Below are 12,232 nucleotides of genomic sequence, written 5' to 3' on the forward strand. Positions count from 1 at the left end.
CGGCCGTCCGCGGCCGGTCACCCGTCCGGTCACCCGTCCGGTCACCGGCCGCGGTTCGCCAACTGACATCGATGGAGCCTGAAGGACCATGAGCGAGACGACCCCTGCTTCCGGCGCGGCCGAGGCCGCAACCGAGCCGTTCCGGTACAGCGCCACCCTGGCGGCGGAGATCGAGTCCCGCTGGCAGGACATCTGGGAGAAGGAAGGGACGTTCCACGCCCCCAACCCGGCCGGCGACCTGGCCGACCCGGCCGCCGGTGACGTCGCCGCGAAGCCGCACAGCTTCATCATGGACATGTTCCCGTACCCCTCGGGTGCGGGTCTGCACGTCGGCCACCCGCTGGGCTACATCGCCACCGACGTCTACGCCCGGTACCAGCGGATGACCGGCCACAACGTGCTGCACACGCTGGGCTACGACGCCTTCGGCCTGCCCGCCGAGCAGTACGCGGTGCAGACCGGCACGCACCCGCGGGTCTCCACCGAGGCCAACATCGCCAACATGCGCCAGCAACTGCGCCGGCTGGGCCTGGGCCACGACCCGCGCCGCTCGATCTCCACGATCGACCCGGAGTACTACCGCTGGACCCAGTGGATCTTCCTGCAGATCTTCAACTCCTGGTACGACCAGGAGGCCGGCAAGGCCCGCCCGATCGCCGAGCTGATCGCGCAGTTCGAGGCCGGCACCCGTGAGGTGCCGGGCGGCCGCGGCTGGACGGAGCTGTCCGCCGCCGAGCGTGACGAACTGCTGGGCGAGTACCGGCTGGCGTACTCAAAGGAGGTGCCGGTCAACTGGTGCCCCGGCCTGGGCACCGTGCTGGCCAACGAGGAGGTCACCGCGGACGGCCGGTCCGAGCGCGGCAACTTCCCGGTGTTCAAGTCCAATCTGCGCCAGTGGATGATGCGGATCACCGCCTACTCGGACCGGCTGATCTACGACCTGGACCTGCTGGACTGGCCCGAGGCCATCAAGCTGCAGCAGCGCAACTGGATCGGCCGCTCCGAGGGCGCCCGGGTCGACTTCGCCGTGGACGGTGAGAAGATCACCGTCTTCACCACCCGCCCCGACACCCTGTTCGGCGCCACCTACATGGTGCTGGCCCCCGAGCACGGCCTGGTCGACACGATCGTCCCGGCCGCCTGGCCCGCCGGCACCCGCGACGAGTGGACCGGCGGTGCGGCCACCCCCGCCGAGGCCGTCGCCGCCTACCGTGCCGCGGCCGCCGCCAAGTCCGACGTCGAGCGCCAGGTCGACGCCAAGGTCAAGACCGGCGTCTTCACCGGCGCGTACGCGGTGAACCCGGTCAGCGGCGAACCCGTCCCGGTCTTCATCGCCGACTACGTGCTGATGGGCTACGGCACCGGCGCCATCATGGCCGTCCCCGCCCACGACCACCGCGACTTCGCGTTCGCCCGCGCCTTCGAGCTGCCGATGCGCTGCGTCGTCCGGCCGACCGATGGCCGCGGCGACGACCCCGCGCAGTGGGACGACGCGTTCGACACCTACGACTCCGTCATCGTCAACTCGGCGCACGACGAGGGTACTTCGGACGGTGTCTCGCTGAACGGCCTGAGCGTGGTCGACGCCAAGGCCGCCGTCACCGCCTGGCTGGCCGAGCGCGGCATCGGCGAGGGCACCGTCAACTACCGCCTGCGCGACTGGCTGTTCAGCCGTCAGCGGTACTGGGGCGAGCCCTTCCCGATCGTCTACGACGAGGACGGCGTCATGCACGCGCTGCCCGAGTCGATGCTGCCCGTCGAGGTGCCCGAGGTCGACGACTACTCGCCGCACACCTACGACCCGTACGACTCCACCTCCTCGCCGAAGACCCCGCTGTCGCGCAACGAGGCCTGGGTCACCGTCGAGCTGGACCTGGGCGACGGACCGAAGACCTACCGCCGCGAGACCAACACCATGCCCAACTGGGCCGGTTCGTGCTGGTACGAGCTGCGCTACGTCGACCCGACCAACGGCTCGCGCGTCGTCGACCCCGCCAACGAGCAGTACTGGCTGGGCCCGACCGAGCAGAAGCCGGCCGGCGGCGTCGACCTGTACGTCGGCGGTGCCGAGCACGCGGTACTGCACCTGCTGTACGCGCGCTTCTGGCACAAGGTGCTGCACGACCTGGGCCACGTCTCCTCGGTCGAGCCGTTCCACAAGCTGTTCAACCAGGGCATGATCACCGCGGACGTCTACCGCGACGAGCGCGGCTTCCCGGTGCCCGCCGCCGAGGTCGAGGAGCGCGACGGCGCGTACTTCTGGCAGGGCGAGCCGGTCAAGCGCGAGGCCGGCAAGATGGGCAAGTCCCTGAAGAACGCCGTCGCCCCCGACGAGATCGCCGACGAGTACGGCGCCGACACGCTGCGCCTGTACGAGATGTCGATGGGCCCGCTGGACGTCTCCCGCCCCTGGGACACCCGCGCGGTCGTCGGCTCGTACCGCTTCCTGCAGCGCCTGTGGCGCAACATCGTCTCCGAGGCCACGGGCGAGCTGGTCGTCACCGACGAGGAGCCGGACGAGGCGACGCTGCGCGCGCTGCACAAGGCCATCGACGGCATCCGCGGCGACATGGCGGGGCTGCGCTTCAACACGGCCGTGGCCAAGGCGATCGAGCTGAACAACTTCCTGGTGAAGCGCGGTTCCACGCCGCGCTCGGTGGCCGACCAGGTGGTGCTGATCGTCGCCCCGCTGGCCCCGCACATCGCCGAGGAGCTGTGGCGCCGTCTGGGCCACGGCGAGTCGCTGGCGCACACCGACTACCCGGTCGCCGACCCGGCGTACGTGGTGGACGAGGCGGTGACCTGCGTCGTGCAGATCAAGGGCAAGGTCAAGGCCCGGCTGGAGGTCGCGCCGTCGATCTCCGACGCCGAGCTGGAGGCGCTGGCCCTGGCCGACCCGGCCGTCGTCGCGGCGATCGGGGACGCGCCGGTGCGCAAGGTGATCGCGCGGGCGCCGAAGCTGGTGAACATCGTCACCGGCTGACGGTTGCTGCTGGGTGGGCGGGCGTCCTTCGGGGCGCCCGCCCGTTCGTTTGGGGGCTCCTGGGTGGGGCTGGGGCTGGGGTGGGGCTGCTGGGCGGTGGGTGCCGGCCGGCAGCCGTGGGGCGGTCGGCGCGGTGGGAGCCGTGGGGCCGGGGGCTGATCAGGTGTGCCCGAGCCCGTCGAGGAGGCGGGCGACGTGGGCCGGCGCCCCGGCCGGGTCCAGCGGGGCATGGCCGACCAGCAGGCGGTACCAGAACAGGCCGAACAGCTCGCCGGTGGCGGCCTCCAGGTCGGCGGTGGCGGGCAGTTCGCCGCGGTCGACCCCGCGGGCGAGGATCCGCAGCGCCACCGCCCGCCGGCTCTGCACCCAGGCGCGGAACGGCTCCTCGAACGCCGGGTCGAGCTGGGCCTCGGCCATCAGCCCGCGCAGCGCGCGCACCCGGAGCGGGTGCTCCGTGACCGAGTGGAGGGCGGCGACGAAGACGGTGCGGTCCTCGGCGGTGCTGCCGCGTGCTGACGGCGGAGGGCGCGCACTTCGGGGCCACGCCGGACGACCACGTGGAGGTGCCGGAGGCGGTGCGGCTGGTGCGGGAGCTGCTCGCGGCGCGGCCCCGGGGCTGAGGTGGGCCGAGGCGGGCTGAGGTGAGGGTGGTGCCGGGGATGCCGGGGCGTTGGGGATCGGGGGCCGGGATCTGGGGGAGATCCCCCATCTGTCCCTGATCTCCGGCGCAGAGCCCCGATTGCCCTGCCCCCGGGCCCGGCCCGGCCGCTACCGTGGAACCCTCGGTGGGCCGGCCCGCGTTGGGTCCGGTGGGGGCCGGTTCGGCTGGCGGAAGGTGGCTCGTGATGGACGTGCTCGGCGTGATGCTCGGCCTGGCCCTGCTCTTCGGGCTCACGGTGGTGGTGCTGGCCGTGGTCGGCACCGTGAAGGCGGCGAAGGCGGTGGCCCAGAAGGTCGAGCGGCACGAGGCCAACGCCCGGCGCGCGGTCGAGAACGTCACCCTCAAGGCGAAGACGTACACCAAGCCCGGCCCGCAGGGCCGGATCTCGGCCGTCCGGCTCGCGCTGCGGACCTCCCTCGACGGCACCCGCCAGGTCCTGGAGAGCGGCCTCGCCCAGGACGGCCAGCTCGGCGAGTCGCTCGCCCTCCTGCGGCGGCTGGACGCCCACGCGGCGGAGCTGGACGGAGAGCTGCGGCTCCTGGAGCGCGAGCCCGACGCCGGGCGGATCGCAGCCAAGCTGCCCGAGCTGCGGGAGCGGGCCGAGCGGATCACGCACTCCGCCGAGACCATGCGCTGGGCCGCCCAGGACCGGATGCACCGCTTCGCCGACGACGAGCTGAGCCGGCTCAGCCAGGAGTGCGAGAGCGAGGCGGGGGCGCTGCGGCACTGGGACTCGTCGGGCGGTGGCTCGGCGGGTGGTGTCGGGGGTTCCGGTGGGGCTGGTGCCGGGGGCGGCGAGGACGGGGGCCCTGCCCAGGGATCCGCCGCCGGCCGCGAGCAGGTGCAGCGGGCCGGGCTGACCGACGGCAGGGGCGGGCGGCCGAGCGCCGAGGAGCTGCTGGGGCTGGCCGACCCGCTGGCGCGGCTGGCGGACCGGCTGCGGAAGCCGTCGGCGGGCCCGTCGGCCCGCTGAGCGGGTGTGGGGCCGGGGCCGGGGGGCGGCGGGCCTGGGCGGGCTCAAGCGGTTGTGGGCCCGGGGGGCGGCGGGCCTGGGCGTGTGTGGGTCGGAGGGCCGGGAGGGCGCGAGGCTCCGGGGCAGCGTCCGTTGCTCGGGGGGCGCCTTCGACCTGGTCGGTGCGCTGTCATCCGGGCCGGGCGCGGAGTAACCTCCGCCTCATGCCCGCCGCCCTCGCTCTCATCACCGATTCCACGGCCTATCTGCCGCAGGAAGCCGCCGACCGGTACGGAATCTCCGTGGTCCCGCTGAGCGTCGCGGTCGGTGACACGGTCCTCGCCGAGGGCGTGGAGATCTCCCCCAAGGACGTGGCGGAGGCGCTGCGTGGCAGGCAGCGGGTGACGACGTCCCGGCCCAGCCCCGAGGCCTTCGCCGCCGCCTACCGGGCGGCCGCCGAGGCGGGCGCGCAGGGAATCGTCTCGGTGCACATCTCCGGCGAGCTCTCCGGCACCGTGGAGGCGGCGCGGCTGGCGGCCGCCGAGGCGTCCGTCCCGGTGCAGGTGGTGGACAGCCGGTTGGTCGGCATGGCCCTCGGGTACGGCGTGCTGGCCGCGGCGGAGGCGATCGCGGCAGGGCGGGAGGCGGCCGAGGTGGCCGCGGCCGTCACTCGGCGTACGGCGCTGACCAGTGGTTTCTTCTATGTGGACACCCTTGAGTACCTTCGCCGCGGCGGCCGGATCGGGGCGGCTCGGGCGCTGCTCGGGTCGGCCCTGGCGGTGAAGCCGCTGCTGCACCTGGACGGCGGGCGGATCGAGCCGCTGGAGAAGGTGCGGACGGCCTCCCGGGCGATCGCCCGGCTGGAGGAGATCGCGGTCGAGCAGGCGGGGGAGCGGGAGGTCGACATCGCCGTCCACCACCTGGCGGCCGAGGACCGGGCCGAGCCGCTCGCGGAGCGTCTGCGGGGGAGGGTCCCCGGGCTGCGGGAGCTGTACGTGGGCGAGGTCGGTGCGGTGATTGGGGCGCACGCCGGGCCGGGGCTGCTGGCCGTGGTGGTCTCGCCGCGCTGAGGTGGGTTCGGACGGCGAGCTGAGACCAGCCGAAGCGGTTTTCGGGCGGCGAGTGGTCAACCCTGAAGGGCGCTCCTCCCTCGTGTGAGTGACCTGATTTATCCACAGCCCCCGGGTTGTCCACAGGCTTTCGGAAATTCTCACGCGGCCGTCCGGCCGCTCCTACCGTGCTCCGCATGACGAGCCTGACGAGCCTGACGAGCACGAAGATCAGCGCACGCAAGCGCCGCGAGGTGGCCGAGACCGCCCGCCTGCGGATGGCGGCCCTGTTGCCGGCGGCCGAGGGACCGGTCGGAGCCGAGGAGACGACGACCACCGGGCCGCCGGCCGGTGGGTCGGCAGAGTCGTCCATCGAGGCGTTGTCCGAGCAGCCGCCCGGTTCGCCGGCCGCGTCGTCGTCCGGGCCGTCCTCCGAGCTGCCGTTCGGTGTGCTGCCCGGTGGGCCGGCCGGTGAGGTGGCGGGCGGCGCGGTCGCCGCCGGCGCGGTGGCCGAGGGCGGCCCGGACGACGACGCGCCGGACCGTGTGCCGTTCCGGTTGGGCCCGGCGGTGATGCTCGACCGGCGGGCCGTGGTGGGGCTGGCCGTCCTGCTGCTGCTCGCCGTCGGCTACGGCGTGCAGCACTTCTGGCTGGCCAGGCCGCAACCGGTCGACGTGCCGGCGATGGCGGTCGCCTCGGCGGAGCCGGGGGCTCGCGTCCCGGGCCGGGCCGAAGCCACCCCCGGCCCGGCTCCGCCCGGTGCGGGCGGTCCGGACGCAAGCACCGTGGTGGTCGTCGACATCGGCGGCCGGGTGCACTCGCCCGGCGTGCACTCCCTCCCCGGCGGCTCCCGGGTGGCCGACGCCCTCCGCGTGGCCGGCGGCCCGCTGCCCGAGACGGAGACCAAGAACCTCAACCTGGCAAGGGTGCTGACGGACGGCGAGCAGATCCTCGTCGGCGAGTCCGCAGCCCCGCCGGCCGGGGGGGCGGGTGCCGGGCCTCCTGCGCCGGCCGGGCCGAAACAGCCGGTCAGCCTGAACCACGCCACCCTCGAACAGCTCGACACGCTCCCCGGAGTCGGTCCGACGCTCGCCCAGCGCATCATCGCGTTCCGCGCGGCCCACGGATCGTTCCGCTCGCTCGACCAGCTCCGGCAGGTGAGCGGCATCGGCGAGCGCACCTATGCGGAGATCAGGCCGATGCTCACCCTCTGACCGGCAGCCCTGTCGGGCCCGCCCGCCCTGCCCGTCGCCGCCCCACCCGCCCAACCGGCCCCGCTGAAGGCCCGCTCAACCGACCCAGTCGAAGGGAGGTACCGTCATCGCCGCCACCACGGCCCTCGCCGTCCGGCCGCTCACCCGTCCGTCCTCGACTCCACCGCCGGTCAGCGACCTTCGGCTCCTCCTGCCCGCCGTCGCGGCGTGGTCCGTCACGGCGGCCGTCCTCGGTCCGGGCGCGGGCCACCGCTCCCTGCTGCTCCCGGCGGCTGCTGCGTCCGCGCTCGCCGCCGTCGTGCTGCTCATGCGCCCGGGCGTGCGCCGGCGCCGAGGCGCAGGCCTGACGGCGGCCGCGGTGCTGCTCACCGGTGCGGCGGCCACGGCCGCGACCTTGCTGCACACTGCCGACCTGCACCGGGGTCCGCTGCCGGCACTGGCCCACGTCGTCGGCCCCGCCCCCGAGGTGGGCGTGGAGCTGACCATCAGCGGCGACCCGAAGGCCCGCACCTCCCGGACCAGAGGGACGGCCGCCGGGCAGGCCGTCCTCACCGTGGACGCCGTGGTGGACCAGGTCACCGTCCTGGCCGGTCCCGAGCCGGGGCCGGGCGCCGGCGCGACCAGGACCCGAACCCCGGTGACCGTCCTGGCACGCGGACCGGACATCGAGCAGTGGCAGCGGTTGCTTCCGTCGGCCCGGGTCGCCGCCGAGGCCGACGTCCGCCCCGCTGGGGAGGGCCACGACGACGAGTCGGCCGCGCTGCTGGTCGCGCACGGGCCGCCCCGAGAGCTCACATCGCCCAGCCTGTCGCAGCGGATCGCCGGCCGGCTGCGGGCGGGCCTGCAGTCGGCGACCGACGGGCTCCCGCCGGACGCGCGCGGGCTGCTCCCGGGGCTGGTCGTCGGAGACACCTCGCGGCTGCCTGGCGACCTCCTGGACGCCTTCCGGGCCACCGACATGGCACACCTGGTCGCGGTGAGCGGGGCCAACCTCGCGATCGTCCTCGGCCTCCTGATCGGGGCGCCCGGCCAGGCCGGTACTCCCGAACGGCGAGGCCTGGCCGCCCTGTTCGGGATCCCGCTGCGCACCACCGCGCTGCTGGGCACGGCGGTCACGCTGGCCTTCGTCACCGTCTGCCGGCCCGAGCCCAGCGTTCTGCGGGCCGCCGGTACCGGTCTCATCGGCCTGCTGGCGCTGGCCACCGGCCGTCCGCGCCAGGCGGTGCCCGCCCTGTCCGCCACCGTCCTGCTCCTGGTGCTCATCGACCCCTACCTGGCGCGGTCCTTCGGCTTCCTGCTCTCGGTGCTCGCCACCACCGGGCTGCTGGCGCTCGGCCCGCACTGGGCCCAGGCCCTGCGGGCACGGGGCTGGCCGCACCACCTGGCGGGCGCCGTCGGGGCGACGGCCGCGGCGCAGGCGCTCTGCGCACCCGCGACGGTGGTGCTGTCCGGGCACATCAGCCTCGTCGCCGTCCCGTGCAACCTGCTGGCCGAGCTGGCCGTGGCCCCGGCGACGCTGCTCGGGTTCGCGGCGCTCGTACTGGGTCCGCTCTCCCCGGCAGCGGCCCGGCTGCTCGCAGAGCTGGCAGGCCTCCCGGCCGGCTGGCTGGCGGCGGTGGCCCGGTACGGCGCCGAGCTGCCAGGCGGGCAGCTCTCCTGGCCGGGCGGCCTCCTCGGCACGGTGACGCTCGCGCTGGCCACCGTGGCGCTGTGCTGGACGGTGCCGCTCCTGCTGCCCCGGCGCTCCCGGGCACCCGGCCGCCGCCTTCGTGGCGGGTGGATCCGTCCGGTGGTCGCGGGTCTGCTCCTCCTCGTCCTGCTGGCCGTGCTGTTGCGCCCGCCCCTGCTCACCCGGCTCGCGACCGGTTGGCCGCCCCCGGGGTGGCGGCTGGTCATGTGCGACGTGGGGCAGGGCGACATGCTGGTGCTGCCGGTGGCTACGGACGGTGATTCGGTTCCGGACAGTGCGGTGGTGGTCGATGCCGGTCCGGATCCGCAGGCGGCCGACCGGTGCCTCCGGGATCTCGGGATCACCCGCGTCCCGCTCCTGCTGTTGACGCACTTTCATGCCGACCACGTGGAGGGTGTGCCCGGTGTGCTGCGGGGGCGTGCGGTCGGGGCGATCGAGGGAACGAACGTGAGCGACCCGCCGGGCGAGGCGGCACGGGTGTCCGGGTGGGCGACGGCTGCCGGGGTCCCGCTGTTGCGGGCCTGGCGCGGTGAACGGCGATCGGCCGGGCCGGGGTTGTCCTGGCAGGTGGTCTGGCCGGAAGCGGAGCTGCCGGTGGATGCGTCCGGTGCCAACAACGCCAGTGTGGCGCTGTTGGTGACCCTCGCGGGCGGGTTGCGGCTGGCGCTCTTGGGCGATCTCGAACCGCCGGCCCAGTCGGCGCTGCTGGGCAGATTGGGAGGCGGGGTCACGGTGGACGTCCTGAAGGTGGCCCATCACGGTTCGGCGCATCAGGACTGGGACTTGGCCGCGGCGCTACGCCCCCGGCTGGCGTTGGTCTCCTGCGGCGAGGGCAATCCGTACGGCCACCCGTCGGCCAGGACGGTCGATCACCTGCGTGCTCTCGGTGCCACGGTGCTGCGTACGGATCGCGCCGGGGACATCGCCGTCACGGGTGACACCCCGGCCCACCTCGCCGCGGCCGTCCACCCGCACAACGCCCATGCCGCGCACGGGCTTCGCGCTTCCCGAGGCCTCCACCCGGCTGGCGGGCCGCGCGGCCCGCCAGCCTGACCGCCCCCGCTCTCCCCACCGGGAGGAGGGCACAGGGTGGGGAGGGAGGGGGTGGGGGGTGGGGCGGGGCCCGAGGGTGACACGCCGGCCCGGGCGCTGCCCGGGCCGGCGTGAGAAGAGCTCCCAGGCCATCGCTTCGGGCCCTGGCCCGGCACTCCTGAGGCGGACCGGGAAGGCTCTCAGCACGGAGTGGGAAAGTCGGACAGGCCGACTTCCCACTCCGGCGACCTGGGCGCACGGTCAGCTCTCCTCGCGCCAGCCGTCGGCTTCGGCGGCGATGGCGTCGAGCGCGCGCAGGTGGGCGGGGGTCCAGCCGTTCTCGGGGGGTTCCACGACAACCAGCCACTGGGCGTCCTCGGCGTCGTCCTCGCCGGCCAGGGCGTCCCGGACGATTTCGAGCTCGCCGAGGTCGGGGTGGTTGGCGCTGAGCTCCTCCGCGGCCTCCTCGGCGGCGTCGCGGTCGGGAAGGACGAGGAGCTGCCGGGCGTTCGGGTCGAAGGCGCCCGGCTGGTCGGTGGTGGAGTGTTCGGTCACCCGTCCATTTTCCAGGCGCGCGCCCGGCGCCCGCGCCCACCCCCGGCTCCCGGGCCGCGCGGGGCTGTCCGTACCGCGTGGGATGCTGGTAGGCGATGGCCAGGAAGAGTGCACCCGACGACCTGCTCGCCCCGCTGACCCTCGCGGTCGGCCAGGAGGAGCTGCTGCTGGACCGTGCGGTCGCCCAGGTGGTGGCGGCGGCGAAGGCGGCGGACCCCGACACCGACGTACGGGATCTCGCGCCCGGGAGCCTCCAGCCTGGCAGCCTGGCCGAGCTGACCACGCCCTCGCTCTTCGCCGAGCGCAAGGTGATCGTGGTCCGGGCCGCCCAGGATCTCGGCGCCGACTCCGTGAAGGAGGTCAAGGCGTACATCGAGGCCCCGGCCGACGAAGTGATCATGGTGCTGGTGCACGCGGGCGGCGCCAAGGGCAAGGGGCTGCTGGACGCCGGGCGGAAGGCCGGCGGCCGCGAGGTCGCCTGCGCGAAGCTCGCCAAGGCGTCGGAGCGGCTGGCCTTCGTGAAGGGCGAGTTCCGAACGCTCGGGCGGTCGGCGACCCCGGAGGCGTGCCAGGCTCTGCTGGACGCGCTCGGCAGCGACCTGCGCGAGCTGGCGGCCGCGTGCAGCCAGCTCACCTCGGACGTCGAGGGCACCATCGACGACACCGTGGTGGCGCGCTACTACAGCGGCCGGGCCGAGGCGACCGGCTTCGAGGTGGCGGACCTGGCGGTCACCGGCCGGGCGGCCGAAGCCCTGGAGCGGCTGCGCTGGGCGCTGGCCGTGGGGCAGCCGCCGACCGGCATCACCTACGCGCTGGCGTCCGGGGTGCGCAGTATCGGCCGGCTGGCGACGGCTGGGCGGAACATGCGCCCGGCCGATCTGGCGCGCGAGCTGGGCATGCCGCCGTGGAAGGTCGACCGGGTCCGCCAGCAGATGCGCGGTTGGACGGGTGACGGCGTGGCCACCGCGCTGACGGCGATCGCGCAGGCGGACGCTGCCGTGAAGGGCGGCTCCGACGACCCGGCCTACGCCCTGGAGCGGGCGGTGGTTGCCGTCGCCAGGGCCGCCCGGGCCGGCTCCCGCCCGTATTGACCGGAGCGGGAGCACGGGCGGGGCGGACGGCCTCGCCTACTTCCCGCCGATCGCCTTGAGGATGTCCCGGGTGTCGTCGAGCATGGCCCGCCGGACCGAGTCGCGGTCCAGCGTGGTGTCCTTGCCGACCTGGTAGTTGTCGGTCCAGTAGAGCGAGAACGTCATCCCGCCGTCCAGGACCTGCAGGTAGTAGTTGATGTCGTGGTACGTCTTGTCGGAGCTGGTCGGCTCGTCACCGTAGGCGTAGTAGGCCTCCTGGCCGAGGTTCGGCACGTCGGCGATCTCGTACTTCTGCTGCTCGAAGTAGTGCCGGGTGGCGGCGTATTCGGGCGAGGAGTCGACGGCCTTGTGCAGCTCGACGCGGATGTCGAGGGTGGCGTAGTCAGGGGTGTCGCTCCCGCTGACGGAGCGTTTCATCAGGGCGTAGCACCGCATGATGTCCATGGACCCGCTGCGGCCGGTGTGTTCCAGCGGGTAGTTGTCCACCATCTTGTACTTCTGCCGGAACGCGGTGAGCTTGCCCGTCTCGCAGATCTTGTCGATGGCGTGGTACCCGTGGATGCTCTGCGCGGAGGAGTGGCCCTGCACCATCCTGGGCACGACGGCCACGGCGCCGGACCAGACGACCGAGGCGAGGACGGCGCCCACGAACGCCCAGACGGCGTTCCGCCGCAGGTTCCCGCGCTGACGGCCGGTCCCGCCCGGCCCGCCCGCTGCGCCGGGTGAAACCGGCGGCACTCCTGGGGAGGTGGGCGGCAGCCCCGGCGAGGTGGGCAGTCCGGGCGGCGGGCCGAACCCGGGGGCGCCCGCCGGTGGTGCCTGCTGCTGCGGAAAACCGGTGAACCCCGGCCCGCTCTGGGCCGGCGATGGTGGTGGCGTCGCCATAGGTTGTGCCCCCCTGAGCCTTCAACGCTTTCAAGGAATCCGTCGGACGCCGTGATTCCGGGCCCGCCGGGCCCGCCGGGCCCGCCGAGATCGAAGGACTGGACGGACCGGACGAACCGG

General features: G+C 74.3%; 8 protein-coding genes and 1 pseudogene. 6 read left to right on the plus strand and 3 right to left on the minus strand.

Annotated elements, in window-relative coordinates:
* Positions 1-88 precede the first annotated feature (88 nt).
* Positions 89-2,983 carry a leucine--tRNA ligase gene (gene leuS, locus OG286_RS26660; protein ID WP_396323199.1) on the plus strand — a complete coding sequence of 965 codons (2,895 nt, stop codon included), beginning with the start codon at positions 89-91 and terminating at the stop codon, positions 2,981-2,983.
* Between the two features lie 159 nt (positions 2,984-3,142).
* Here the strand turns inward: leuS and OG286_RS26665 are convergent.
* Positions 3,143-3,433: pseudogene (locus OG286_RS26665) on the minus strand (TetR-like C-terminal domain-containing protein); the annotation flags it as partial.
* 395 nt (positions 3,434-3,828) lie between these two features.
* Between OG286_RS26665 and OG286_RS26670 the strand changes: the two are divergent.
* The 4 genes from OG286_RS26670 (at position 3,829) to OG286_RS26685 (ending at position 9,602) form a co-directional block, all read left to right on the plus strand.
* Positions 3,829-4,617: a hypothetical protein gene (locus OG286_RS26670; RefSeq protein WP_405359816.1), complete on the plus strand. Its 789-nt coding sequence runs from the start codon at positions 3,829-3,831 to the stop codon at positions 4,615-4,617.
* 203 nt (positions 4,618-4,820) lie between these two features.
* Complete coding sequence (locus OG286_RS26675; RefSeq protein WP_396323201.1) at positions 4,821-5,666, plus strand: DegV family protein; 846 nt, start codon at positions 4,821-4,823, stop codon at positions 5,664-5,666.
* 176 nt (positions 5,667-5,842) lie between these two features.
* The gene (locus OG286_RS26680) at positions 5,843-6,859 is read left to right on the plus strand and encodes a helix-hairpin-helix domain-containing protein (RefSeq protein ID WP_405365821.1); all 1,017 of its coding nucleotides are present in this window, start codon (positions 5,843-5,845) and stop codon (positions 6,857-6,859) included.
* A gap of 319 nt (positions 6,860-7,178) precedes the next feature.
* The gene (locus OG286_RS26685; protein WP_396323203.1) at positions 7,179-9,602 is read left to right on the plus strand and encodes a ComEC/Rec2 family competence protein; all 2,424 of its coding nucleotides are present in this window, start codon (positions 7,179-7,181) and stop codon (positions 9,600-9,602) included.
* 240 nt (positions 9,603-9,842) lie between these two features.
* On the opposite strand, the gene OG286_RS26690 is transcribed toward OG286_RS26685, so the two are convergent.
* The gene (locus OG286_RS26690) at positions 9,843-10,136 is read right to left on the minus strand and encodes a hypothetical protein (protein ID WP_396323204.1); all 294 of its coding nucleotides are present in this window, start codon (positions 10,134-10,136) and stop codon (positions 9,843-9,845) included.
* Positions 10,137-10,231: 95 nt separating this feature from the next.
* Here OG286_RS26690 and holA point away from each other — a divergent pair, with 95 nt between their 5' ends.
* Complete coding sequence (gene holA, locus OG286_RS26695) at positions 10,232-11,227, plus strand: DNA polymerase III subunit delta (RefSeq protein ID WP_396323205.1); 996 nt, start codon at positions 10,232-10,234, stop codon at positions 11,225-11,227.
* Between the two features lie 36 nt (positions 11,228-11,263).
* Here holA and OG286_RS26700 read toward each other — a convergent pair whose 3' ends face one another.
* Positions 11,264-11,875: a hypothetical protein gene (locus OG286_RS26700; RefSeq protein WP_396323206.1), complete on the minus strand. Its 612-nt coding sequence runs from the start codon at positions 11,873-11,875 to the stop codon at positions 11,264-11,266.
* Between the last annotated feature and the right edge of the window lie 357 nt (positions 11,876-12,232).

The organism is Kitasatospora sp. NBC_00039, from assembly GCF_045160625.1.
Taxonomy (GTDB): Bacteria; Actinomycetota; Actinomycetes; order Streptomycetales; family Streptomycetaceae; genus Kitasatospora.